Consider the following 26304-nt stretch of genomic DNA (forward strand, 5'->3'; position numbering starts at 1 on the left):
GGCGACGAACGGGTCAGGGCCGCGACGAGTCGGTCTCGATAGCCGCCGCGTCCGTCGCCGAACCGGCGTCCGAGGAGGTCGCGTCGGCGGCCGGTTCGACGCCGCGGAACTCGAACCTGGCACCGCCCGTGTCGCTCTCCGCGACGGCGCTGGTCCAGCCGTGGGCCGTCGCGATCTCGTCGACGATCGCGAGTCCGAACCCCGTGCCGTCCTCGTCGGTCGTGTAACCGCCCTCGAAGACCCGATCACGCTGGGACGGCGGGATTCCGCCGCCGTCGTCCGCGACGTAAAACCCCGGGGCGGATCCGTCGCGGGCGCCGTCGAGCGTTCCCACCGCGACCTCGAGGTCGGCGCCGGCCGAGCGCTCGGTCCCGTGCTCGAGGGAATTGCGGAACAGGTTCTCGAGCAGTCGCGTGGTCCGCTCCGGGTCGGCGAGGATCGAGGCGTCGGCGTCGATCGCGAGCGATGCCGCCCCGGTATCGACGCCGTTCCACGCTCGTTCGGCGATGGCAGCGAGCGCGATCGGCTCCGGGTCGGTCACGTCCGCCCCCTCGCGAGCGAGCGCGAGGACGTCCTCGATGATCGTCTCCATGCGCTCGTGGGACCGCTCGATCTCGTCGAGATACGCCTCGTCGTCGTCGGTCTCGCGAGCGAGATCGAGGTAGCCGTCCGCGACGTTCAACGGATTGCGCAGATCGTGAGAGACGAGATCGGCGAACCGCTCGAGTCGCTCGTTCTGGCGCCGTAACCGGGCTTCCCGGCGCTTGCGCTCGGTGATGTCGCGGACGACGAACAGCCAGCCGACGTGGCGATCGCGGCCGTCCTCGATCGGCGTCGTCCGAACGTGAAAGTGTCCGCCGCGGAACGCCAGTTCGCGTTCGGTCTCGGCGCGGCGATCCCTGAGCCCGCGGAATTCGTCGCGCAATTCGGGGACCTCGGCGAACAGCGAGTCGAGGTCCGTACCGATGGGCGACTCGTCGAACGCCTCGAGCCACGCTCTCCCGACGGGATTGACGTCGATGAGGCGGTTCTGGGTGTCGACGACGAAGACGCCGTCCGTAACGCTATCGAGGACGCGATCGCGGGCGATCGGAACGATATCGACCAGTCGATAGCGGACGATCGCGACCGAATACAGCGCACCCGCGACGATGAAACCGATCGGTGTCGTATCGATTTCGATCGATCCCATGACGTCGAAGGTGTAGACCACGTTCGTCAGCAGCGGTGACGCGGTCGCTCCGACCAGCATCGCGGCCTGTCCTCGGTACAGCGACCGGGAGTTGTACAGGAACTCGAGGATGAGTATCGTTCCGGCGAGGGAGAGACAGTACGAGTAGACGAGGTGGACGTCGAACGCGGGTCCCCACCGAAAGCCGATCCCGCCGACGACCGTCGGATCGCGGTAGACCGAGTCGAAAAACAGGTCTCCGGGATTCGCGAACGCGAACAACACGAGGAGCGCCGGCTCGATCGAGAGGAGGACGACCGCTCGTCGCGTGAGGAGACGCTCGCGGCCGGTGTACACGAGGACGAACAGGAACGAACCGAGGACGCTGGCCCCGACGCCGACGTAGAGAAATCGGAGGAAGAACGTCGACAGCGAGTAGTGGTCGACCGTGGAGCGCGCGAACAACGATCCCGCCCAGATCACTGCGCCGGTCATCGCCACTACCAGCGGCACGGCCCCGGTTTTCTCCCGATGACGCCAGACGACACTACCGAGTACGGCGGCGATCACCGTCGCGACGGCATAGATAATCGGGACAAGGGCGTCGGTAGATTCCACTCGAGTTCGTCTCTCGCCGAAATCATAAAGATTTGTGGCTAATAACTAGCGTATGAGTTATGGGTTGTGGGATTATCCCTCGATAACTTTGGATTTTACTACTCGAAACGGTACATCGAGCGATAGACCGAGTACGCCGGTCGGACGCGTCTCGGTAGCCGTCTCGTCTCTCGAGCGCCGTCGTCCCGGAACCGACGTCGCGGCGGTTGGATCCGGAACTGAAACTGAGAGCCGGGATCGGTGCGGTCTTGTGGCGCGCACGTGTACGGTCGCCTATGCCCGTTCCGAAAGACGAGTTCGACAGTCTCCCGCCGTGTGACTTCTACACGCCGGCGGAGTTGCTCGAGGACGACCAGATGTACACCGTTTACGAGATCGCCCGCCTCCTGCAGGGGTTAGAGCCCGACGCCGAAATCGACGAAGGCACCGAGAGCATCCTGCTCGACTGGGCGATTCCCTGGGTGATGAACAACGCGGACGATCTCGTGGTCGCCGAGCCGCGATCCGAGGACGAACCCGGCTACTACGGCCTGAAAGAATGATCCTCCTCGTGGTCGGTGCCGATCGCGTCGACGCCGGCAAGACCACGTTCTCGGTCGGCCTGCTCGAGCGCACCGGCGCGGTCGGCTACAAGCCCCGCGCCGGCAACGACTACTGGTTCGACCACGACGACTGCCGGACGGCGCTGTCCGACGACCGCCTCTACGGGAAGGACGCGAAGCGCCTCGCAGCTGCGGAGGGGTGGGATCGCGACCCAGAAACCCTCAATCCCGTCCACCGCCTCTGGCGGCCCACGCCCGACGGCGGGACCGGACTCCTCGGGAAGTCCGATCGCGAGTTCCTCGTCGACCGCGTCGGCCGCCCGGGCGACGACGACAGTCCGACGTTCGTGCGCAACGCGACCGCGGACGTACCGGACGCGGTCGCCGACGCGCTCCCGCTCGAGGACGCCGTCGCCGTCGAGACTGTCGCGGAGTTCAACGAGCTCGCCGAGCGGCGGTACGTCCCCGCCTTCGAGGGGCTGGCCGCCGAGATCGAATCGACGGAGGTCGCGGTCGTCGAGTCCTACAGCGACATCGCGCGACCGCTCCAGTCACTCGATCCCGCGGCGATCAGCGCCGTCGCGGCCGTCGAACCCGGCCGCGTCCGGATCTACCCGAGCGACCGCTACTGCCGGGCCTGCGAGATCGCCAGTTCGAGTCCGAAAGACGGCGCCCTCGAGAAGCGCGTCCCCGACGTGCTCGAATACCTCGATCCGATCGACCGGATTCGCCTGCCGCCGCTCGGGAGCGACGAGCGGGCGGAGCCGGCGCGGATCGCTCGCGCGTATTCTGACGCCTACGACGCGCTGCTCGAGGCGGCTCGAGCGGTCTGACGGGCCGGGACGAACGTCGCAGTCGGTTGCCGGCGATCGATCTTTGGTCCCGTCCGAGTCGAAAATGTCGACCTCGTTCGAGCTGGTTTTCCGCTCGCGAAGTCGCTCGAGGACGGTTCAGGCGGCAGCCGTTGCCGGAATAGCCGATCAGAGGGATTAAGACCACTCAGTGGAACCACCGTGTAATGAAACGGCGCGCGTTGCTCGGTGCGATCGGAAGCGGATCGGCGCTCGGCATCGCCGGCTGTCTGACGCGGGACGACGGCGGCGACGAGGAGGGCGACGGAACGCTCACCGTCGTCACCTACGAGTCGATGATCGATACGGAGGACTCCGCCGGCCCGTGGCTCAAGGAGCGCTTCGAGGACGAGTTCGACGCCGAACTCGAGTGGGAGCAACTGCCCGACGGCGGGATCAACCACTACGTCCAGCGTGCCGACCGGGACGCCGGGATCGACGCCGACGTCTACCTGGGGCTGAACGTGGACGACCTGGTGCGCGTCGACGACCAGCTCGAGGACGGCGCCCTCTTTCGCGAACTCGACGACGACCGACTCGAGCGGGCCGACCGCGTCCGCGACGAGTTCGCGTTGGGTGACCCCCACGGCCGCACGCTCACCTACGACATGGGCTACATCAGCCTCGTCTACGACGAGACCGAGGTCGCGGAACCCGCGTCGCTCGAGGCCCTGACAGAGCCCGAATACGAGGACGCGTTGCTGGCCCAGAACGCCCAGAAAGCCGATTCGGGACAGGCGTTCCTGCTGTGGACGATCGACGCCTTCGGCGAGGACGGGTACCTCGACTACTGGCAGCGACTCGAGGACAACGGGGTTCGCGTCCTCGACGGCTGGAGCGAGTCCTACTCGGGCGCGTACATGGAGGGCGAGCGATCGATGGTCGTCTCCTACTCGACCGATCAGGTGTACGCCAACCGGTTCGACTACGACTTCTCGCGCCACCAGGTCGCCTTCCCGGACGACCAGGGCTACGCCAACCCCGAGGGGATGGCGATCTTCGAGGGCGCCGGCGACGCCGACCTCGCCTACGACTTCTTCGACTTCGTCCTCTCGAGCGAGGCCCAGGCCGAGATCGCCACGCGAAACGTCCAGTATCCGGCCGTCGCGGACGAGCACGTCGACCTCGACGAGGAGTTCGACGAGTACGCGCACACGCCGGAGGAGATGGTCTCGTTCGGCTACGACGATCTCCAGGGCAACCTCGACGGCTGGGTCGAGGACTGGGCCCAGGAGTTCGCCGGCCAGTAACGAGTCGCCCCATTCGTGTCCCTCGCAGATCGTCTCGTCGTCGATCGACGCTCCGCCGGCGCCGCCAGCGCGTGGCTCGAGCGCCGCGCCCTCTCGCTGGCCGCGCTCGGGACGGCGGCCGTCCTCGTCGTCGTGCTCTACCTCCCGGTCGGGCTCGTCTTCGTCGAGGCGCTCCTCGAGGACGGATCGCCGACGCTCGGCCACGTCGCCGAGGTGGTGACGGATCCGTTCTACTTCGGCGTCCTCGCGGACGTCTTCGCGGAGCCGCTCGCGATCGGCGACCACCTCGGCGCACTGGTGGGCTGGCTCGGTGGAATATCGATCGCGGTGACGCTCGCGTCTCCGGTTCCCGGACTCGATCTCCCGGTGCCGTGGCTCGCCGTCGATCTCCCGCCCGTTCGGAAGGGGCTGTTCGGCTTCACGGCCTATCAGGCCGCGCTGTCGACGGTCGCGAGCGTCGCGATCGGCCTCCCGGCCGCCTACATCCTCGCGAACTACGAGTTCCGCGGCCGGCGCACGCTCCGGTCACTGACGATCCTGCCGTTCGTGCTGCCCGGAATCATGGTCGCCGTCGGCTTCTACGCGATGTTCGGGCGGACGGGGACGCTCAACACCCTGCTCGGGGCGGTCGGCCTGGGCCCGTTCGCGTTCGTCGAGACGAGCCCGCTCGCGATCGTGATCCTCGCCCACGCCTTCTACAACGCGCCGCTGGTCGCCCGCCTGACCGTCTCCGCCTGGGAGTCCGTCGACGCCCGAACCGTCGAGACCGCCCGCAGCCTCGGCGCGAGCCCCCGTCGGGCCTTCCGCGACGTCGTCGTGCCGCAACTCGTCCCGGCGGTCCTCACCGGCGCGCTGCTGACCTTCATCTTCACGTTCATGACCTTCCCCATCGTGCTCGCGCTCGGCGGCCTCCAACTGGCGACCGTCGAGGTCTGGATCTACGACCGGGTCCAGCGGTTGGCCTACGGGGAAGCGGCCTCGCTCGCGATCCTCGAGACGGTCCTCTCGCTGGGCCTGACCTACGCCTACCTCCGCTACGAGTCGGCACGGGCCGGCCTCTCGCAAGCGCCGTCGCCGCCGCCGAGGGAGGCGCTCTTCCCCGACGTGCGGACGGCGCTCTCGCCGCGGCGGCTCGCGATTCTGGGGTACGGCCTCGTCGCGCTAGTCCTCTTCGTCGGCCCGCTGGCGAGTCTGGTCGTCGGGAGTTTCACCGACGGCTCCGGGTTCACGCTCCGGAACTACGCGTTCCTGCTCGAGCGCCAGCTCGAGGGCGCGAGCTTCCAGACGCGTCCGGTCCCCGCGATCCGGAACTCGCTGCTGTTCGGGCTCGCGACGCTGGCCGTCGCGGTGCCGATGGGCGTCGTGATCTCGGTGCTGACGGTCCGGGCCGGCAGGAGCGGACGGCTCGTCGACACGCTCGCGATGCTCCCGCTGGCGGTCAGTGGCGTCGTCTTCGGGATCGGCCTCCTGCAGGGACTGGTCTTCGGCATCCCGCTGCCGGGCGGCTGGCGCTTTCAGGTGACGGGCGCGGTCGCCATCGTCGCCGCCCACGCGGTCGCCGCCTACCCGTTCGTGACGCGCAACGTCTCGCCGCTGCTCGCGACCCTCGATCCGGCGATGGTCGAGTCCGCCCGCGCGCTCGGCGCCTCGCGAACGCGGGCGCTGCTCGACGTCGAACTTCCGCTGGTCGCCAGCGGGATCGTCGCCGGCGCGGCCTTCGCCTTCGCCGTCTCGATCGGCGAGTTCTCTTCGACGGTGATTTTGGCCAGCGGGAGCGAGCACTACACGATGCCGGTCGCCGTCGAGCGCTACCTCGGCCGTCGCTCCGGGCCCGCGATCGCTATGGGGACCCTGCTATTGGCCGTCACGGCGGCGAGTTTCGTCGTCGTCGACCGCGTCGGCGGGAGGTACGAACTGTGACCGAACTCCGACTCGAGGGCGTCACCAAGCGTTACGGGACGGACGGGAGCGGCACCGTCGCGCTGCGGGACGTCGACCTGACCGTCCGCGACGGCGAGTTCTTCACGCTCGTCGGGCCGTCGGGCTGCGGGAAGACGACCACGCTCAGAGCGATCGCGGGGTTCGAGACGCCGACCGACGGCACCGTCCGCTTCGACGGCGAGGCGGTCACCGACGCGGCGCCCGAGGACCGCGACGTCGGCGTCGTCTTCCAGAGCTACGCGCTCTTTCCGCACATGAGCGTCGCCGAAAACGTCGGCTACGGACTTCGATACCGGGAGCCGCCCGCGGGGACGAGCGTCGACGAGCGCGTCCGCGAACTGCTCGAGTTGGTCGATCTCGAGGGGATGGGCGACCGCGATCCCGACCAGCTGTCGGGCGGCCAGCGCCAGCGGGTCGCGCTGGCCCGCGCGCTCGCGCCCGAACCCGACCTGCTCCTGCTCGACGAGCCGATGAGCGCCCTCGACGCGCGGCTCCGGGAGTCGCTGCGCCGCCAGCTCAAACGGATCCAGTCGCGACTCGAGATCACGACCGTCTACGTCACCCACGACCAGGCGGAGGCGTTGGCGATTTCCGACCGCCTCGCGGTGCTGCGCGACGGCCGGATCGAACAGGTCGGCCGGCCACGGGAGATCTACCGCGAGCCGTCGACGCGGTTCGTCGCCGAGTTCGTCGGCGACAACAACGTCTTCGACGCGAGCGTGCGCGGCCGCGACGGCGACCGGACGCGGGTCGCCGTCGACGGGAGCGACCGCGAGTTCGAGCTCGCTGACGTCCCCGCGGGCGCGGAGCGCGTGAGCTTCTGCGTCCGACCGGCCGCGCTCGCTCGAGACGCCGACGCTAATCGGTTCGCCGTCGAGATCGAAACGAGCGAGTTCCGCGGCGAGCGCGTCCGAACGTACGGGCGGTGGGACGGCGGGTCGGTCGTCCTCCAGTTCGACGCCGAGACGCTACTTCCGTCGGACCCCGACGGCCTCGAGAACGGGGCGACTGCGACGACCGACGGTGGTACGGACGACAACGGAGCTGACGGGGTAGACGACGGTGGTGACGTGGCGATCGACGGCGACGTCGTGGTCGGATTCGCGCCGACGGACGCGCACGTACTGGAGACGCACTCGGCAGAACAGCGGCGTTAATCAGGCCTGTCGCGCCATCTGGGCCGAGAGCTCGACGTGATCGTACGGGTCTGACGTCACGCTCGGCCCGTGACCCGTGTGCATCTCCTCGAGGTCCGGATCGATCCGCTCGCGGACGCGGTCGATGCTCTCGATGAGCGTCTCACGGTCGCCCTCCTCGAGGTCCGTCCGGCCGAAACTCCCGTTCTGGAAGATCAGATCGCCGGCGAAGAGGATGCCCGGGCGCTCGGCGTAAAAGCAGAGGTGGTCGTTCTTGTGGCCGGGCGTGTGGAGCGCGACGTACTCGTGGTCGCCCAGGCGGACCGTCTCCTCGTCCGCGATCGCGTGGTCGACGCCGTCGATCGAGGTGTCGTACCCCCACGCATCGACGTCGAAGGCGTCTGTCACCGCCTCGAGATTGCCGACGTGGTCGCGGTGGGTGTGCGTGAGCACGACGGCGTCGAGGTCGTCGACCCGTTCCCGAACGGCCGCGACGACGTCGAAGTTCGCTCCCGCGTCGACCAACACGGTCCGCTCGCCGTCGACGAGAAAGACGTTGCTCGTAAACGCCTGGACGCCCTGCGCGAGATTGGCGATCATAGCCGCCGATACGCCGTCGACCCGTTTGTACGTATCGACATCCCGACACGCGTCGGTCTCGAGCGCTGTGCATCACTGATTCATCCCCTCTCAGAGTACGATTTTGGGTCCGTAGCCGAACGCTATCGGCTCTCGACTCGAATGTCGGCCGGTCGCCTCGAGAGTCTCGTATTCACAAGGATTTTTAGCTGCGGCACGTAGTGGTAGACGAATGAACCGGCCGGTCTCCGTCGTCGCCGTCGTTCTCGTCGTCCTCTGTGTCGCCGGTCTCGGCGTCCCGACGGCGATGGCTGAGACGGGTGCCGCGAGCGACCCGTCGCCGTACGCACAGTCGACGGCGCCGACGGGAACGCAGTCACAGCCCGCGATCGCTCAGTCCCAGGACTTCGATGAGACGACGTTCGAGATCACCGTCCACGAGAACGGGAGCGCGACGTGGACGATCCGCCACGAACGGCGGTTCGAGGGCGAGAACGCGTCCGAAGAGCAGGACGCGTTCGAGGAGTTCGCCGAGGAGTTCGAGTCCGAAGAGACGGATCTTTACCAGCGGTTCGTCAACTCCTCGAAGGCCATGACGGCCAGCGGCGCCGAGCAGACCGACCGCGAGATGGAAGCGACGAACTTCCGACGCTCCGCGAGAGTCGAAGAGCAGTTGGGCACAACGCACGGCATCGTCGAAATGTCGTTCACCTGGGAAGGGTTCGCCCGCGTCGACGATGGGACCGTTACCGTCGGCGACGTCTTCGAAGACCTCTACATCGCGGACGATCAGATAATCGAGGTCGAGGCCGGCGACGGTCTCACCTTCGATCGCGTCGATCCCGCTGCCGACGCTCAGTACGCCGGCAACTCGCTCGAGAACACGGACACGGTCCGCTGGAGCGGCGAACAGCAGTTTCTCGACGGGCAACCGCGAGCGGTGTTCGTACGGGACGGCGTCGCCGAAGGGAGCGCCGTAATGTGGCAACTCGCCGCGGCCGGCCTCCTCGCGTTGGCGGTCGTCGTCGGCGCCGTCTGGTATCACCGCCGGCGGTCCGACGGCGACGGCGACGGCCCGACGCCGGACGCAGTCGCGGAGCCGGACGATTCCGAGACGCCCGCCTCGTCGGCCCCGGCGGCGGCAGCCACGACGGCCGGCGCGTCCGAGCGCGATACCGACGACGAGCCGTCGGCACAAGAGACCCAATCGGAGCCCGATCCGCTCACCGACGAAGAGCTGCTCACCGACGAGGACCGTGTCGTCAAGCTCATCCGCGAGAACGGCGGCCGCATGAAGCAGGTCAACATCGTCGAGGAAACGGGCTGGTCGAAATCCAAGGTCAGCATGCTCCTCTCCGATATGGAAGAGGACGGCACGATCAGCAAACTCCGGGTCGGTCGCGAGAACATCATCAGCCTCGACGGGTTCGAACCCGAAGCGACCAAATCGCCCTTCGAGGAATGACTGCTGTCAGCAGGCAAACCCGTGTGACGGTGGGACACTCTCGGATCGAAACGGAATGCTTAAACATCGTACGACGTAACGATTGAATGCAGACGAAGGACGTACACGCTCCGTTGCCGAGAGGGACGATGTCCGTCGAGGCTCGGTGCGAGAACGCAGTGAACGCTCCGTTGGTGTAGTCCGGCCAATCATATTGCCCTCTCACGGCAATGACCAGGGTTCGAATCCCTGACGGAGCACTTCTTCGCGAACAATTTCGTGAGCGAAGTCTGCAACTCAGGATTCGAATCAGGGAGCAGCTTTGCTGTGACCGTGGTTCGAATCCCTGACGGAGCACTTCACCGATACAGTTCTCGAGTAAGCGACGCGCAGCGTGTTCCTCTGAGGCTACGCCGTGTTTTCACCGGAAGCGAGTCCCTTATCGAGCTCGACGAGTCGCTCGACTCGAGCAGGGACGACGAAGCGACTGGACGGAAAGAGGAGCGGTCGAGGGTCTCCTGACGCGCTTCGAAGGGAGGATGGAAGGGGGGATGTCGCCGTAGGGCAGGAAAACTGCCTCTGACACTGCGATGATGGGGTGGGTCCCTGCCCTAGGACAACAGAGGAAACCGATCGGAATAATCGTATATCCAATAATATTTGGTATCCGAGATTCGGTCGCGGAGCGGCGGGCACGGTTCGCCGCGGTCTCGTGAGTAGAGACGACTCGAGCGATCGGAGGAGACCAGCGCTCGCCTGCGTCCCGAAGCGTCGAGAACGCGCACTGACGGTGCGGACTTGAACGACCTGAACGTGTAACGCGATAGCAGAACCCCGGTCGAACGGAAGGGGCGGTAGATGGACCGTCGCAGAGCGGTGCTGGCGGTGCTCGCCGCGATCATCCTGACCGGCGGGACCGCGACGTACGGCGTGATCACGGCCGATCGGCCGCAGGTCGAATCGGTCGAGACCGAGTGGGGGACCGTCACGGAGGAGCGGACCGAAGTCGAAACCCGAATCGGCGTCGACGAGCCGCTGGTACTCCGCGCTGGCGACGCCGCGGCGGACGTCTCGTACACCGTCTCGGCGAACGACATCGTGCTCGCGTCGGAGCGGGACAACCGCGTCCGGTTCGACGACGCGGGACGCGCCGTTACCGTCTCGACGTGGATCGACAACGACGAGATCCCGGCGTGGTGGGCGTCCCACGTCAACCGAAACGAGACGACGACGGTGCGAATCGAACCCGACGTGGTCACCACTTACGGCGGTATCCGGCTCCCCGCGGACGGAGTGGCGCAGGAACGGACCGTTCGGACGGACCTGCTCGAGCCGCTCCGGACGAATCAGACCCGACGGTTCCGGGCGTACGATCGGACGGTGTTGGTCGTCGACGAAACGGACGCCGAGTGGGGCACCGCGACCGAGAACCGAACGCCGATCGACGCGTCGGCGACGGTGACCAACCCGACCGGGCTGCCGGTCCCGATCACGGAGATCGGCTACACGGTACGGCTGAACGGGATCGTCGTCGGAGAGGGCGTCGCGGCCGACCAGACCGTTATCCCGGCCGATAGTACGCGAACGATCGACGCCGGGGCGGCCATCGACAACGCGGAGCTAGACGACTGGTGGGTCACGCACCTCCGGAACGACGAAACGTCGACTCTGACGGTCGAATTTACTGCGACTCTCGAGTATGCCGGGATTCAGCGGACGGTCCCGCTGGAGTTCCTCTCGTACGACCGCACCTTCCGGACGGATCTGCTCGGATCGACAGATGCGAACGAGACCGAGTCCGCGAGCGATCGGGACGACCAGCGAGAACGGGTTCGACGGCCGAATTAGTACTCGTGACGATCAGTTGCGCAGTCGTAACGGTATCGTACGAGTGTGGCCGGTCCGGAGACTGCGTCTCTTCCAGCCGCGAGTCGCGATGGCATCACTCGTCGAGTTCGACGGTCGCGAACTTCCGCGGATCCACCCACGCGTCGTCGGTTTCGTCGAACCAGCCGAACTTCGCGATCCGCTCGCCGTCTTCCTCGACGACAGTGTGGACGTCCATCCCGAAGCGATGACCGACGATCGGCCGCACGCCGTATTCTCGCCACGGGATCGTAAACTCTGCCCGCCATCCGCCGTCGGTCTCGGTCGTCGTGACCGAAGAGCCGTCGCTTATCGGCGCCGTGTTCGCGCTCTGCCAGATGCTCCGCCCGCCTCGAGGAACGATCATATCGAGATCGTTCTCTCCGTCGTACGTCTCCTCGCGGCTGTTGTCGAGGTCGAGATACACCTCCGCGAAGGTGTCCTGCCAGTCCTCGATATCGGTGAGATCGATGCGCACGTACAGTGCGGTTTCGTCCCACAGCGCCCGCCACGTGATCGTGTTCTCGAGCGGGCGATCGGTCCAGAGGAGCATATCGGCTGCGTGTGGTTCGACGGCGGACCATGCACCGTCTTCGTCGCCGACCGGGTTCGAAGAGGTTCTGGGGATGGTTGCCGCCGGCCGGGTGCGATCGAGCGTACTGAACCGGGCGGACGCGGGGTCCGACTCGAGGCCGCGCTCGTCGACGGCCGTCACGCGAACCTCGTACTCCCGATCCGGATCGAGGCTCGAGAGCTCCGTCGCTCGTTCGACGCCCCGCAGGGTCGACGGCTCGCGGTCGTCGACGATCACCCGGTACTGGAGGACGTCGTCGCCGTCCGGGTCCAGCGGCTGCTCCCATCGCACGGTCGCCCTCGTCTCGTGGACCTCCTCGATCCTGACCGATTCCGGAGATGCCGGCGGCGACCCCTCGCCGGACGGGATCGGCGTCGCCCGACCGGGTCGGTGGTCGTCGCGTCTGTCGGCGAGCCAGTTCTTGACTAGCGCGCCCATGTGGTCATCGCCGTCGGGGAGGGTCCAGTCGGCGTCGAACATGGCCGGCTGTCGGCGAGTGCCGAACGTCGCCGCACACCAGTGGACGTTCTCGTGGGCGTCGACCCACTCGCGGAACGGCTCGCCCCACTCCGCCGTGCTCCCGATCAGGTGGGCGTCCGCCTCCGCCGCCTCGGCGGTGGTGTACCCCCATTCGGTCACGAACACCGGGACGTCGAAGGCGGGCGTTCCGAAGGCCGCCTCCCAGGAGCGGGGGTCCCACGACGGGTAGACGTGCGCCGAGTACAGCAGTCCGTCGTGATCGAACGGTTCCTCGGCGGCGTGGGCCGTCATCGACGACCACGCCGGCGACCCGACGACGATCGGCGTCTCCGGAGCGCGGTCGCGGACGCGGGACAGCCACGGCGTCGCGCAGTCGCGCCAGGTCCGCCAGGCCTCGAGGCCACCGGCCGCCGGTTCGGTCGGCGCGCCGAACAGTTCGTAGAGGACGTGGGCGTCGTCGGCGTACCGCGGGGCGACGCGGTCCCAGAACGAGCGCAGTCGCCGATCGATCGACGACGTGTCGTAGCGTTCGCTCGCGTGGTAGTCGATCAGCAGGTAGACGCCTCGCTCGGCCGCGAGTTCGACCGCCCGATCGAGAGCGTCGACGACGGCGTCCATACCGGCGTCGCTGATCGAACGCGGCGTTATCGGGAGCCGGAGTACCCGCGCGTGCCACCCGGCGTCGTCGTCGGTCGCGAGTCGGAAGGCATCCCAGTACTCTTCTTCCCGCACCTCGGCGTGTTCGAGGCTCCACACCGGATCGTCGAGGCTCACTCCGCGGAGGACGACCGGGTTGCCGTCCGGATCGGTCACCCATCGCCCTTCGACGGTGAGTCGCGGCGGTCCGGCCGTCACCGGACCGTCGGTTCGCTGGCTCGAGCAGCCGGCGAACGCGGCCACCGAACTAGCCGAGAGCGACGCCAGATACCGTCGGCGGTGCATTACCGATGAACTCTCGGTAACGCTGATAACAGTGATGGCCTGTCGCCGAACCGAAGGCCGGTTGCGAACCCGCCCGACACCGCCTTCTCGAGACCCGGCTCACTCGCTGCCGCCGTCCGAGACGACGAACTTCGCCCCGTCGTCGTAGCTCTCGTCGACGGCGATCGTCCAGTCGTGTGCCGAGACGATGCTCTCGACGATCGCCAGCCCGAACCCGGTTCCGTCCTCGGCCGTCGTCGCCCCGTACTCGAAGACGTCGTCGACGGCGTCCGTCGGGATGCCGGGGCCGTCGTCGGCGACGTAGAAGCCCGTCTCCGTGGGACCGACCTCGATGCTGACGCTCGAGTCGCCCTGCTGGACGGGGTTTTGCTCGGGGTGGGGGACGGAACTCGTGGAGCCGTGCTCCACGGCGTCCTCCTGAGCGTGCGAAGGAGGGCTTGTCGAGCCATGCTCGACACTGTCGTCGGCCTGCGGCCGACTGTCCGTGGAACCGTGTTCCACGCTATTCTCCTGAGCGTGCGACGGAGAGCTTGTCGAACCGTGTTCGACACTGTTCCGGAAGAGGTTCTCGAACACGCGCAGGAGCCGCTCCCGATCGGCCTCGAACGTCCGGTTGCCGACCACCGATACCGTCGCGTCCTCGTGGTCGACGTTCGCCCAGGCGTCGGCGGCGACGGACTCGAGGTCGACCGAGACGGTGTCGTTGATAGTATTCTCCTCCCGGGCGAGCGCCAGCACGTCGTCGATGATCGTCTCCATGCGCTCGTGGGACTCGTCGATCCGCGTCGCGTACTCACGGAGTTCCTCGAGGTCGACGCCCTCGGACTCGACGTCGGCGAGCTTCGACTCGAGGAGCTCCCGGTAGCCGTCCGCGACGTTCAGCGGGTTGCGCAGGTCGTGGCTGACCGTACTCGCGAACTGGTCGAGGCGTTCGTTCTGTCGCGTGAGTTTCTGACTGGAGCGTTCGGCCCGTTTTCGGGCCGCCTCGGTCTCCCGGATCTGCGTCCGGAGGGCGTCTCGCATGGCCGCAAAGGAGGTGAACAACCGCCCGATCTCGTCCTCGCGGTCGGTTCGAAGATCGACGTCGAACTCGCCGTCCTCGAGCGCCCGGGTCCGCTCGCGCAGTCGGATCAGCGGGAGGACGGTCCCGCGGCCGAGCACGAGTCCGACGACGGCGAGGGCGGCGAGCGAGGTGACGATCAGGACGGCGACGTTCCGGCCGACGGTCTCGCCGGCCTGATAGAGCTGCGCCTTGGGGGCCTCGGCGACGACGATCCAGTCGGTGCCGTCGACGGGAGCGAACGCGAACACGTCGGACTCGCGGTCGTGAATCGCCGTCTCTCCGTCGCGAGCGGCGTCGAACGCCGACGAGTCCGAGAGGGGCGCCGGCCGGGACTGGCGCGGGGCGGCCACCTCGCGGCCGCCGGCGGTCAGGACCCGCGTCGTCGTGATCGTCTCCGATCGGTAGAGCTGTTCGAAGCCCTGCCGGACGTCGGCGACGACGACGAGGACGCCGTCGCCGACGCGAACCGGACGGGCGAACGCCATCAGCAGGCGGCCGTTGCGTTCGTAGGCGCGATCGGACGACGCGATCGGGTCGCCGTCGCCCGAGTCGGCGGTCGCCCGCTCGATCGGATCGCTCCAGGCCGGGACCGTCGTCGCGACCGACTCCCCCTCGTACTCCGGGTCGGTACTCGCGACGATCTCGTCGCTCTCCGGATCCACGTAGTGGGCGCCCACGACGTCCTCACCGGCCAGCGCCTGCGAGTCCCGTAAGTGGTCCCTGATCGCCTCCCGGTCTCGAGTGCCGTAGACGTCCGACGTCGCGATCCCGCGCGTCTGGCTCTCGATCCCGTCGATCCACTCGCTGACGGCGTCTGACTGGACCGTTGCGGTCGATCGGAGGGTATCCTCCGCGTCAGCTTCGATGATCCCCTGAATCTGAACGTAACTGACCACGCCGATGCCGGCGATCAGCAGGACGACGACGAAGAGCGCGAGCGCGAGTTTCAGCGCGTAGCTGCGGCGGACGACGCCGGGCACGACCGAGCGCGCGACTCGCGAGACGAGCGACCGCTCCGGGTCCCCCTCGCGTTCCCCCTCCGGTGGACCCGACTCTGTCATAGTCTCGCTTGTAAGTACGGCCTCTTGATTATTGTTGCCGGAGGGGTAACGACGTTCGGTCCCGCTGTCAGGTCGACCGGGAGGCCCTGACTCTTCGAGGTGTCAGGGAGCGTTCGTGATACCGCGAGCGAAGCGGCTGTCGGTACGTTCGAACGTGGATGAGCGGAGGAGAGAGGTGATTCGCCGGCCGGCGAACGTGAACGTGAACGTGAACGAGCCTCGAGCGGCGGACGAACCGATCGCCGGTCCTCGCTGCCGCCAGGCCGTGCGGTCGACCGGGTTCGGCCGCGGCGCTCAGCTGTCTGTCCCGTCCGATCCGTCCGACGGCGACAGCGTCACGTACGCCTCGGCGGTCTCCGTCGACGGGTCGTCGGGAACCTCGCCCGGGTAGAGCAGCCAGACGACCCGCGTGTCGTCTGCGGCGTCGTCGACCGCCGCGGACTCGAGTTCGTACTCGAGACGCCGGGTTTCGCCGTCGTCGACCTCGACCCCGCGGCGGTCGAGTTCGGTTTCGTTCGCGACGGAGACGCTCTCGCCGTCGTCCTCGAGTTGCTGTGCGACGGCGACGACGGTGTAGTCGACCGCCTGCCCTTCCTTGTTCTCGACGCCGACGGTGACGTTGGTCGCGTTGTCGGCCTCGAGGACGGCCGATTCGTTGGTCAGAAGGTCACCGTCCTGCTCGAGGAACAGCGCCGAGTGGCCCTCGGCCTCGTCGGCGCCGCCGAATCCGGGGCCGACGGCGGCGAAGCCGACGCTCGCCAGCGCGATCCCGACGGCGAGAACGAGGAGGCCGGTCAGCACGACGTCGGCGCGGCTGTCGGGATCGCGAACGGCACCCCGAACCGTCGATCGCCAGCGCTCGACCGGAACGGCGAATGCGACCGACGGAGCGAGCGCTCGCCGACGACGGGCGGCGATCCACGCCAGCAGTAGCGTGGCGACCGCCACGACGGCGACGACCGGGCCGGCCTGGATGGGCCAGGGCGTGTAGTGGATCGCGACGCCGACCGTCGAGACGAGGATCACGCTGGCGAGGACCGACAGCGAGAGGCGATCGACGCCGTCGAGGCCGGTGCCGGCGCCGAGAATGCGGGTTCGTCCGCCGCCGGTCACGTCGTCCGCATCGTCGCCGTCCGCGCCGGCGACGGCGACTCGGTTCCGCTCGGGAAACAGCGCCGCGATGAGCGCGTATCCGGGGACGAAGAGGACGAAGACGATTCCGAGGGGGACGCGCAGCGGCGTCTCGCGGATCATCGGCGCGAACGCGGCGACGACGACGAGCAGCGTCGCCACGACGACCGCCGCGAGATCCGGTGGCAGCCACCGCTTGGTCCGCGCGGACCGATTCCGGTTCGCAGTGGTATCTGACATATATCCCCCGTTCGATATCCGATACGTAAATTGGGTGGTCGCTTGCGGAGACAGTCAGGAAGTAGTGACTACGCAACTTGAACGGTCACGAGCGTAGCAGCCGACTACGCCGCCCGCGCGAACGATTGGCCGGATCGAGAACCGCGACGCTCGACGGCGTCTCCCGCGGGTTCCGGCTTCGATAGAGTATAGTGAGGGCATTACTTTCACCGGGATCGTCATTAGCACCCGAGGAATGCGCCGTTCGCGTCGACTGCGGGCGTCTCTCCGCCCACCGGGAGCGAGCCGTCTCTCTCGGCGTCGCTCGCGGGACCGACGCGGCGCGCCGGCGGCCGTCCGCGGCGGTCGACCGCCACAGGAATCCACCCATGAGGACTGACAACCCCGACGAAAACGTCGATGCGAGCATCGCCGACACCGACCGAACTCGCGGCCCGACGCGGGGCGATCGCGTCGAACTCGAGCACCGGGTCGAGCGACTGCGGGCCCAGAACGAACGGCTCCGGGACGGAGTCAGCAACTCCCGTCGACACCGGCTCCGGCTCACCGCCCTCGGATTCGTCGGCCTCGGCGTCCTGAGCTTCGCGGCTGCGTTCGTCCTCCCGAACGGACAGGAGGTGCTGTACGCGCTCGCCGGCGTCGGACTGTTCGCCGGCCTGCTGACCCGGTCCGTGACGGGGAGCCGGTTCGTCGAAAGCGACGACGCCGAGCGAGTCTACGCGACCTGTGCCGCCAACTACGAGGCGATACTCGCGCGTCGCGGTCTCGAGACGGACCGGTGGTACCTTCCGACTGACGACGACCGCGTCCGCCTGTTCGTTCCGTCCGGGTCGGACGACGCGCCGCGGCAGACCGAGAGCGGCGCGAGCGTCGGCTTCGGCGAGGACGGCCTCGTCCTCGAGCCGATCGGCACCGAGTTCGTTCGGGAAGTCGCGGGAACCGGCCCGGACGCGACCGAGACGCCGGCCGCGGTGGTCGAGCAACTGAGCGACGCCCTCGAGGCCCGGTTCGAGTTCGCGACTGCGGCCGAGCCGGCCGTCGACATCGATCGAGGTCGGGCCGAAATTGCCGTCTCCGGCAGCGCGTTCGGCGCCGTCGACCGGTTCGACCACCCCGTCGCCTCGACGTTCGCAGTGGGGCTGGCCGAGGTCCTCGAGCGGCCGGTGCGACTCGAGGTCACCGACGACACCGACCGCGGGGAGTGGCTCGTCCGCTGCGGGTGGGACGCGGAGACCGGCGCGAACTGAGCGGGCGACGGGGGACGGGGACGGATTCGAGTCGCGAAGCGGCGCCAATCGGGCTGACGGGACTGACTCGAGCGGGTGACCAGTACTCCTTCTAAGCGAATCGGCGCGTCAGTGAGACGTGAGTCGTCGCTTGGCGAGTGTTTTGCGCCGGTACGGAGTCCGAGCGTTGTGCGCTCTACTGAGTGCGGGATATCGACGTTAGTGCTCGGAGGACGGTGCCGCTATGAGGAGTGTAGCGTCCGACCGTCCAGACGGGATTTACTCGCTGACGGCGACGGACGCTGCGCTACGGAAGCAGGCCCGGTTCGAACAACTGGACGGTGCGGACGCCGGCGACGGCCGCGGCGGTGACCAGCGCCAGCGTGACGAGCACCTCGACGCGCCCGTACCACCGCGGGCGGACCTCGGCCGGCGTCAGGAGTTCAATGGCCGTGACGAAGCCGATGACTCCAAGCAGGACGAACAGTCCCGGCGAGAAGGCGCCGACCACGGCCAGCGCCAGGAGCACTCCCAGGAGCAACGCGACCTGCGTCTGAACGAATCGGAGACGACGTGGCGTAGGCATCGCCGCCGCACTATTCCGGACCGTGACATAAAACCGGTCGGTCGTCCACCGTACGAACGGTCGGTAATCGGCCCGTACCCGTCGATCGGGCGTTGGTGGGGCGATCGAACAGGTCCGGCGCGAAACTCGAGCGACCGTCGTCCGTCCCGACCGTCACTCCGGTTTCGGCGGATGCTCGGCGTCCCGATCCCACCGGCTCCACTTCAACAGCGGGGTTCCCGGGAGCTCGAATCTGACCAGCGAGATCGTGCCGTGCGGCTCGAACTGCGAGGATTCGATGCCGTAGCGGGCGACGTTGTCGACGCCGGTATCGGTGTAGATCGTCGCGTCGGGATCTCGCTCGAGGATCCACTCGGTTCGCGCGCGGTTGATCTCCTTGAACAGCCCGTTGCCGCGGTACGCCGGCTCCGTCCCGGCGTCGAACAGCCAGTAGCAGTCCTCCTCGACGATCGTATCCGGGAGCGCCCTGGGGGCCCGCACCGACTCCGGCGTCAGGGTCCAGCCGTAGCTCATCACCTCGCCGTCGTCGTGGAGGACCATCCCGACGTGGCCGTCCTCGAGGTACTCGAAGTACCGATCCCGCCACGTGGGGTCGTCGCCGAAGAATCGACGCACGGATTCTCTATCGTCGACGACGGCTCGCTCGGTGTCGATCGACGCGTACGACTCCTCGGGGAACTCGCCAGCGAACTTGTAGGCGGCCAGATCGAGTTTCGCGTTCTTCGCTTTGCTGGTGAGATCCTGCGTGGTGTGCTTCGCCTTACTGACGAGTGACATCACGGTCAGCCGATGCGATTCGCGTACATATCGGTGGGTGATCGTTCGAACCGCGGCAACTGGACCGCCTCGAGACGGTGGAGAGAATTCGGATCCTACGCGCGCCGCCGGCCGGTTCAGGCGGCGGATAGCGAATCCTATTCGATCCCTAGCGTTCAGCAACTCGTTAGTGACACGATTCCCGTCACGAACCTATTAGTTCGCGTTTCACATCACCATCAGGTCAGGTATCGCTCCGGGCCGACCGCGGACGGCGTCGATTCCGCGCTCGCGTCGGCTCCGGAACCCCGCGCCGTCCAATCGATGCCCTCATAACTCGAAACACCACATGGCGAACAGACTGATATCGAACATCGTCTCCGATTTCGGTGGTCGCGTCGTCCACGTCGTATCGACCGGACTCCTGTTGCTCGTGCTCACGCGGATCCTCGGGCCGGAGTCGTACGGACTGCTCGCGTTCGCGCTCTCGGTCTTCTCCTTCTCTCGGTTCATCAGCGAATCGGGACTGCCGTGGGCCGCGGCGCGGTTCATCGCGGAGGACAGGGACGACGCCACCGAGCGCGCCGTCGCCGCGGTCGTCGAATCGTGGATCCTCGTCGCGATCGCGTCGCTTGCCGTGGCCGTCGCCCTGCTCGTCGGCGCCGACTTCCTCGCGGCGCTATTGAACGAAGCCGGCCTCGCCGGCCTGTTGTTCGTCGGCTCGGGCTACGTCCTGTTCTACACGCTCTACCGGTACAACCGGGCCATCCTACAGGGGTACGAAGCGATCGCCACCACGGCGAAGCTACACGCGATAAAGGGCGGCATGACCCTGACGCTCGTGACGGCCGCCGTCCTGCTCCGACCGACGCCGACGGCGGCCGTCGTGGGCTACGTGGTCGCCTACGCGCTCGCGACGCTGCTCGGCCACTGGATGGTCTGGCGCGTCAGCGACCTCGACCGGGAGAGCGTCGCCGGCGACGGCGAGGTTCGAATGAACATCCTCCGGTACAACGTGCCCCTGAGCGTCACGCGGCTCTCCGCCGAGGTCGACGGCCACCTCGACACGATCCTCGTGGGCTTTCTCACGAATCCGACGCAGGTCGCGTTCTACACCATCGGCAAACAGATCAGCCAGTTCACGCGCGTCCCCGCGGCGTCGATCGGCTTCGCGCTCTCGCCCTCCTACGGGGCCGAGTCGTCGAAGGGGGAAACGGAGGCGGCCGCCTCGGTGTACGAGGAGAGCCTGCGGAAGACGCTGACGCTGTACGTGCCCGCCTGCATCGGTATCCTCGTCGTCGCCGACCCGGCCGTCGTGCTGATCTTCGGGGACGGCTACGCCGGCGGCATCCTCGTCGTCCAGATCCTCTCACTGTTCGTCTTCTTCGAGGCCCTCGAGAACATCTCCGGGCCCGCGCTGGACTACCTCGGACGAGCCCGATCGCGAGCGGTTCTCAAGGCGGTGACGTCGATCGGGAACGTCGCCCTGAACCTCGCCCTGATCCCGCTCTTCGGGGCCGCCGGGGCCGCGGTCGCGACCGTGATCACGTACGGCACTTACGCGATCTGTACGGTCGGGATCGTCTACACCGAACTCCCCTTCGACTACCGAAAGGTGGCCCGCTGCTTCACGACGTCGCTGGGGATCAGCGTCGGAATGGCCGCCATCGTGCTGGCGTTCCTGCACGTCCTCTCGGGATACGTCGGCCTCATTGTCGCGATCGGCGCCAGCGCCGTCGTCTGGTTGGTCGCCTGCCAGGCCTTCGATCTCATTGACGTCGATCAAGTCGCGGAGCAACTCACGGGCTGACCGCGCGCCGCGCGGCATCGATCAGCCGTAGAGCGCGACCTCGTTCGAGTCGTAGACGCGGTTTCGGTCCGCGAGCTCGCTCTCGTCGATCGACTCCTTCTCGACGTACTCGGAGAACTGCAACGGCCTGTCCGCGAGCTCGCCCTCCCTGATGAGGACAGCGTCGTAGCCGGCGAACAGGTCGCCCTCCCCGCCGGCGTCGACGACCGAACACGACGAGCCCTGTAGCTCCGTGAGATACCGACAGGAGAGCCTGTCAGCGCCGATCTCGCCGTCGTAGCCCGCGTCGATGGCCTCGAACGACTGGACCTCGTTGTCGGTGAGGTAGAAGGTGTAGAAGGGACGTTCGACGACCGGGTTGTCGGAGGCGGTGACTTCGTTGGAGACGGCGGTGAATCCGAGCCCCGACGTGAGCACGAGGAGCGCGAGGAACACCGCGACGCCGCCGCGGTCGAACAGTTCGTACAGTCCGAACCCGCCGAGCAACGCGACGAACATGATGCTGTAGTGACCGAATCGACTGACGTTGATGCCGGCCAAGGAGTCGAGCAGCAGCGTCGGTCCGGGAAACGCGAGCGGGATCAGCGCCACCGTCAGCAGCCCGAGGGAGGTGAACAGCGGCACGCGCCGCGACGAACGGAAGTCGACGCTCGACTCGGCCACGTCGGCCATCGCGTCGGCTTCGCCGTTCGTCGCGAGCCGCCGGTGCCAGAACAGGAAACCGACGAGGACCAGCAACAGCGCGAACGCGTAGGGGACGAAGTTCGCGACCTGCGCCCACGGCGCGGCGAGCACGTCGCCGGACTGGCCCGACCCCGACGCGGAGCCGAGGAAGCTCGAGACCATCGTGTCGACGAGTCGCTCGACGATGAACTCGGCGTTGTAGAGCCAGTAGGTGGCCGTGACCAGGACGCCGACCGAGAGCACGTAGTTGTCGGCAGCCCGGATCGGGCTGGCGATCGAGAACTCGAGGGCCGCGAACAGCAGGAGGATCGCGAGGACGAACGGGATCGACGCGGGGTGGTAGACGACGATCGCGGCGACGAGCAGGACCGTCAGGATCCGCATGTTCCCCGTCGGCCGATCCACGAGCGCGAGCACGAGCGCGATAAAGAGGATCGAGGTGACGCTGCGCGGGATCGAATACATCCCGTAGAAGAGGTACAGCGGGAACGAGATTAACACCAGACACGACAGCAGGCTGGCGGTCTCGTTGGGGTAGACGCGCCGGGCGAGGCCGTACATGAGCCCGACGGCGGCGGCGAAGACGCCCCCGGAGAGGAGGTACATCGTCGTGTGAACCGGGATCCAATCGCCGAACAGCTGCGTCGAGACGGCGGTGTAGACGTGCCAGAGCTGGAACGCCTCGTATTCCGGCAGCAGCGACGAGAGCTCCCCCGTCTCGAGGATCGACGTGGCCATCGCGATGTGGGTCATGAGGTCGCCGTGACCGACGAAGAAGTCGTAGTTCAGCGTGACGCTGAAGATGACGAGCGCGGCGAGGACCACCAGGTGGTAGAGGCCGATCGCATGGCGGCCTCGAGTCGGCCGCGAGGTCGTTATCAACAGGAAACACAGCAGGTACGCGACGGCGATTCCCGCGTAGAACAGGAACGGTCGAACCTCGGTCGCACTGAGCAACACCACGAGCCCCGCGAGCAGCAGGTGGAACGTGACCGACCAGACGCGCCAGTCGACCCGCGGGATCCGACGACCGGCCGTCGTCGATGAGTCCCGTTCGTCGCCGATCGCTCGGACCAGCGCCGGCGCGACGATCATGGGGACAGCGAAGTACAGCCCCATAATCGCCAGGTTCGTCAGCCCGAGGACCAGCGGAACGACGACCCCGACGACGGCCATGAGCGGTAACGCGACCGTCGACAGCCCGTAGACGCGGTCGACGAGCCGTCTCACGGCGCACCACCGACCTGCGTCGGTCTCGCGATCGGTCGCGAGGGGTTCGGTATCCGTACTCGAGCGACGGGCTCCGGTCTCGGTTCGGCTCCCGGTCGGGACCGACGGTCGGNCGCTCAGAGATGTGTATAAGAGACAGACGTTCGACACCGTTCACAGCCGCTGAGAAGGTATCGCTGTCGCTACTGTTGGGTCGCTCACATTCGATACATTATGATAGTTCCGGTGAATGTAATCGGATCAGAGCTGTCAGAGTAGGGTGACACAACGGCCGCCGAGACGGACTCGAATTCCAACTCGAGCGTCCACTACGGTGGCGATTCGATCCGAAGAGCGAGAATCTATCTCGAGCGCGGAGTGCTGCACGCAGCGACGCGGTCTGACTGTCCTCGTTGGAACTCGGAGACGATCCGTGAAGGCCCTCGAGTATCGCGACGTTGCGGGACGGTGCCGTAGGAAGGGCGTATATCGGATAACGGCCTGCTACCGATTGTATACTCTCGAATTCGGAACGTAACTAAGGGCGGGATCGCCGTATCGTACGGGAGATGGTCGACCGACGGTCGTATTTGAAGCTCACCGGCGGCGCGCTCACGGCGGGGATCGCGGGCGGGGTGATCGCACTGGTCGCCCGGGAGGAGGGGGGTGGCGGCGGGGCTGCGACGTTCGAGGAACGGGAAATCGAGTACGACGCGCACGACGACCCGTCGGACGTCTACCGCGTCTGGACGGGGTATCCGGAACGGTTCGCCTTCGAAAACGGACGCGCCTACACGGGAGAGACGGCCCTGCGGTGTGACATCCCCGAGGGCGACAGCGACGGGAGCAACGCGATGGTCTGGTTTCCCGACGACGGCTACGACCAGCCGCGGGCGCTCTACCAGCGGGCGATGATCTCGCTGAGCGATGACTGGACGATGGAAGAGACGGACGTCTGTCGGTTCTGGTGTGCGGGGCTCAACACGGAAGCCGGCGTCCAGGGATCGGGCAGTCGGGGTCGGCCACACGGCGACGACGGCTGGTCGAGCATGTTCGCCGTGACCGATCGCGAGATCGACGACGAGGCGGCCTACAACCTCGCCGCGTACTCCTACCACATGGATCAGGAGGGCATCAGCGGCGAGTTCGAGGTCGTCGGCGCGCCGGTTCCGGTCGGCAAGTGGTTCCGGTTCGAGACGCTCGTCCGGATGAACACGGTCAGCGACGGCACGGCGAACCCGAACGGCGAGGTTCGGTGCTGGCTGAACGGCACGCCCGTCTACGAGCGAACCGACTTTCGCTGGACGACGACTAAAGATCAGGCGATCGAGTACGGCGGACCGCTGGTTCGGTACGGCGGCGACGAAACGGCGCCGGCGGACCTGGCGATCTACTACGACGACCACGAACTGCGCGGCAACGGGGCGATAGAGGACCGACGGGAATCGGATCCCTACGTCGAGGACTCCAGCAGGATGGACGACTACGACGGCCGGATCACCGTCGCGACCGGCGACGCGGAGACGAGCTACCGCGTCTACGTCGACGGCTACGTCGTCCACAGCGAGTGGAGTAACGTCGACGGACATACGACGACGCCGAACGAGACGGTCGAAATCGCGCTGGCCGACGACACCGAGGGGTACGCGACCGCCGACGCGGTCGCCGCTCCCGAGAGCGCCGACGGCTACCTGTACGACGGCTCGGTCGTCGCCGTCGACGCCGACCCGGAACTGGCGGAGCTGTGGGTCGACGGCCAGGAACTCGATCCGGCGGCCGTTCCCTCGAGGCCCGGGGAGTGACGAAAAGGGGTCGACGAGGCCATGGGGCTCCTCGAGAAGCGCGCGCATTCGCCCATCAGGACCGTGACCGGATCTCGTCACCGGAGTTTGCTCTGAAACTCGCGATACGTACAGACTGAGGCGTTACCACTGCGGTTGAGGCACAAGTACTGCACCCGCGAGCGACCGGCGGGAGCGAGCGGCATTTTTTCATCGAAGTTTTTGCGCGAGTGGTTCGCCGCGGGCGAACCCGACGCGGAAAAAGTTCGTTAGAGGGACTTTTCGACGTACTTCTCGCGCCCGAGCTGGTACAGGGGCCACGCGACGCGCGAGTACCCCTTCTCGACCTTGAAGACGGGGACGGCCGTCCCCCCGTACTTGTGTTTGAACCGGAAGACCGAGTTCGAGAAGTGCGAGCCGGTCTTTCCGAAGTTGTACCGCTCGTAGCCCTGCTCGATCCCCCACTTGATCCCGCGTTCGTGGAGGAGTTCGGAGGGGTGGTACTGGTAGTTGTCCGAATCCGGGATCGCCGACAGCCAGTGGTGGAGGACGTCGCCCTCGTCGTCTAAGAGGTAGACGTACCGGCCGACCTCCTCACCCTCGATGATGGCCCGGAAGACCCGCAGGCGATCCTCGAGCCGGTCGGCCAGGGACTCGAAGAACGCCTTCGGAAGCGGCGAACCGTCGACGCGCTTCAGGTTCTTGACGTACCAGTCGTAGGTCGTCTCGAGGTCCGTCCCGAGCGGGTCGATCTCGATCCGGTACTCCTGTTCGTTGCCCTTTCGGATGTCGCGGCGTCGGCCCTTGTCCATTCCGTCGAGGATAGCGTCCCAGCCGTCTTCGAGGTCGATCAGGAACAGACACGAGTCGAACGACGGATCGTACCCCCGGGTCTGGAGGTACTGGCCGTACCGCACGTACTCGAGGTCGTAGGTCTCGATGGCGTGGTTGACGACGGTCCGCTCGCTGGTCTCCTCGAGGCCGTCGAACAGCAGGTCGAGCGCGTCGGCCTCGTCCGTGAGGACGACCGGGCCGCCGAACCCGGTCGGCAGCGAGACCAACTGTTTGAGCGGCGGCGCCACGGGGAGCGTCTCCGTGACGGTATCGGGGACGGGGAGGTCGACCTGGAAGTTCGGCATGAGGGCGATGGGGTTGCCGCTCTTCTCGACGACGACGTGGCGGGGCTCGTAGTCGAAGGCCTCCTCGATCGCCCGGACCCACTCGTAGCGCTGGTAGACGGTCCCGCGGTCGGACTGGGTGACGACGTTGTTCCACTGGTTCTCGTTTATCGGTTCGATGCTCCGGTACAGAGTCGGTTCGAGTGCTGACACGGTTTCGAAAGCGTAGACGGTTGGTCGGATGG

Annotated in this window: 19 protein-coding genes and 1 tRNA gene; 11 read left to right on the forward strand and 9 right to left on the reverse strand. The window is 67.0% G+C overall.

The features are described from left to right. Positions 1-13: 13 nt before the first annotated feature. Positions 14-1789 carry a sensor histidine kinase gene (locus tag C477_RS11085; RefSeq protein ID WP_008894580.1) on the reverse strand — a complete coding sequence of 592 codons (1776 nt, stop codon included), beginning with the start codon at positions 1787-1789 and terminating at the stop codon, positions 14-16. Positions 1790-2064: 275 nt separating this feature from the next. Between C477_RS11085 and C477_RS11090 the strand changes: the two genes are divergently transcribed. The 5 genes from C477_RS11090 (at position 2065) to C477_RS11110 (ending at position 7530) form a co-directional block, all read left to right on the forward strand. Continuing rightward, entirely contained in the window at positions 2065-2331 is a 267-nt protein-coding gene (locus tag C477_RS11090) for a DUF5827 family protein (RefSeq protein ID WP_008894581.1), read from the forward strand. Further along, entirely contained in the window at positions 2328-3164 is an 837-nt protein-coding gene (locus tag C477_RS11095; protein ID WP_008894582.1) for an ATPase P, read from the forward strand. Before C477_RS11090 ends, C477_RS11095 begins: the two co-directional genes overlap by 4 nt. A gap of 185 nt (positions 3165-3349) precedes the next feature. Then, on the forward strand, positions 3350-4432 hold the full coding sequence (locus tag C477_RS11100; protein WP_008894583.1) for a thiamine ABC transporter substrate-binding protein: 1083 nt from the start codon (positions 3350-3352) through the stop codon (positions 4430-4432). Positions 4433-4447: 15 nt separating this feature from the next. After that, positions 4448-6352 carry an ABC transporter permease gene (locus C477_RS11105; RefSeq protein WP_008894584.1) on the forward strand — a complete coding sequence of 635 codons (1905 nt, stop codon included), beginning with the start codon at positions 4448-4450 and terminating at the stop codon, positions 6350-6352. Then, complete coding sequence (locus C477_RS11110; RefSeq protein WP_008894585.1) at positions 6349-7530, forward strand: ABC transporter ATP-binding protein; 1182 nt, start codon at positions 6349-6351, stop codon at positions 7528-7530. Before C477_RS11105 ends, C477_RS11110 begins: the two co-directional genes overlap by 4 nt. Here the strand turns inward: C477_RS11110 and C477_RS11115 are convergent, their stop codons facing one another. Next, complete coding sequence (locus C477_RS11115; protein ID WP_008894586.1) at positions 7531-8109, reverse strand: MBL fold metallo-hydrolase; 579 nt, start codon at positions 8107-8109, stop codon at positions 7531-7533. Between the two features lie 211 nt (positions 8110-8320). On the opposite strand from C477_RS11115, the gene C477_RS11120 reads away from it, so the two are divergent. The 3 genes from C477_RS11120 (at position 8321) to C477_RS11130 (ending at position 11380) form a co-directional block, all read left to right on the forward strand. Next, complete coding sequence (locus C477_RS11120) at positions 8321-9553, forward strand: helix-turn-helix transcriptional regulator (RefSeq protein WP_008894587.1); 1233 nt, start codon at positions 8321-8323, stop codon at positions 9551-9553. A gap of 164 nt (positions 9554-9717) precedes the next feature. Continuing rightward, positions 9718-9792: transfer RNA gene (locus C477_RS11125), tRNA-Glu, on the forward strand. Positions 9793-10390: 598 nt separating this feature from the next. After that, positions 10391-11380: an LEA type 2 family protein gene (locus tag C477_RS11130; protein ID WP_008894588.1), complete on the forward strand. Its 990-nt coding sequence runs from the start codon at positions 10391-10393 to the stop codon at positions 11378-11380. 94 nt (positions 11381-11474) lie between these two features. Here C477_RS11130 and C477_RS11135 read toward each other — a convergent pair whose 3' ends face one another. The 3 genes from C477_RS11135 to C477_RS11145 all read right to left on the reverse strand — a co-directional run bounded on the left by C477_RS11135 (position 11475) and on the right by C477_RS11145 (position 16889). After that, positions 11475-13394: a cellulase family glycosylhydrolase gene (locus C477_RS11135; protein ID WP_008894589.1), complete on the reverse strand. Its 1920-nt coding sequence runs from the start codon at positions 13392-13394 to the stop codon at positions 11475-11477. Positions 13395-13493: 99 nt separating this feature from the next. Further along, positions 13494-15518: a sensor histidine kinase gene (locus C477_RS11140; RefSeq protein WP_008894590.1), complete on the reverse strand. Its 2025-nt coding sequence runs from the start codon at positions 15516-15518 to the stop codon at positions 13494-13496. Positions 15519-15812: 294 nt separating this feature from the next. Next, positions 15813-16889, reverse strand: a complete 1077-nt coding sequence (locus C477_RS11145; protein ID WP_008894591.1) for a DUF1616 domain-containing protein — start codon at positions 16887-16889, stop codon at positions 15813-15815. Positions 16890-17257: 368 nt separating this feature from the next. Between C477_RS11145 and C477_RS11150 the strand changes: the two genes are divergently transcribed. Further along, entirely contained in the window at positions 17258-18136 is an 879-nt protein-coding gene (locus C477_RS11150; protein WP_008894592.1) for a hypothetical protein, read from the forward strand. A gap of 286 nt (positions 18137-18422) precedes the next feature. On the opposite strand, the gene C477_RS11155 is transcribed toward C477_RS11150, so the two are convergent. Both C477_RS11155 and C477_RS11160 read right to left on the reverse strand, forming a co-directional pair. Then, on the reverse strand, positions 18423-18701 hold the full coding sequence (locus C477_RS11155) for a hypothetical protein (protein WP_049914490.1): 279 nt from the start codon (positions 18699-18701) through the stop codon (positions 18423-18425). 153 nt (positions 18702-18854) lie between these two features. Beyond that, on the reverse strand, positions 18855-19478 hold the full coding sequence (locus tag C477_RS11160) for a GNAT family N-acetyltransferase (RefSeq protein ID WP_008894594.1): 624 nt from the start codon (positions 19476-19478) through the stop codon (positions 18855-18857). 328 nt (positions 19479-19806) lie between these two features. Between C477_RS11160 and C477_RS11165 the strand changes: the two genes are divergently transcribed. Continuing rightward, positions 19807-21267 (forward strand): oligosaccharide flippase family protein, encoded by a 1461-nt coding sequence (locus tag C477_RS11165; protein ID WP_008894595.1) that lies wholly within the window; start codon positions 19807-19809, stop codon positions 21265-21267. 21 nt (positions 21268-21288) lie between these two features. Here C477_RS11165 and C477_RS11170 read toward each other — a convergent pair whose 3' ends face one another. Continuing rightward, positions 21289-23181: a hypothetical protein gene (locus tag C477_RS11170; RefSeq protein WP_049914512.1), complete on the reverse strand. Its 1893-nt coding sequence runs from the start codon at positions 23179-23181 to the stop codon at positions 21289-21291. A gap of 548 nt (positions 23182-23729) precedes the next feature. On the opposite strand from C477_RS11170, the gene C477_RS11175 reads away from it, so the two are divergent. Continuing rightward, entirely contained in the window at positions 23730-24962 is a 1233-nt protein-coding gene (locus tag C477_RS11175; RefSeq protein WP_008894597.1) for a hypothetical protein, read from the forward strand. A gap of 248 nt (positions 24963-25210) precedes the next feature. Here the strand turns inward: C477_RS11175 and C477_RS11180 are convergent, their stop codons facing one another. Then, positions 25211-26272 carry a GNAT family N-acetyltransferase gene (locus tag C477_RS11180; protein ID WP_008894598.1) on the reverse strand — a complete coding sequence of 354 codons (1062 nt, stop codon included), beginning with the start codon at positions 26270-26272 and terminating at the stop codon, positions 25211-25213. Positions 26273-26304: the final 32 nt, after the last annotated feature.

It is taken from the genome of Haloterrigena salina JCM 13891 (assembly GCF_000337495.1).
GTDB classification, from domain to species: Archaea; Halobacteriota; Halobacteria; order Halobacteriales; family Natrialbaceae; genus Haloterrigena; species Haloterrigena salina.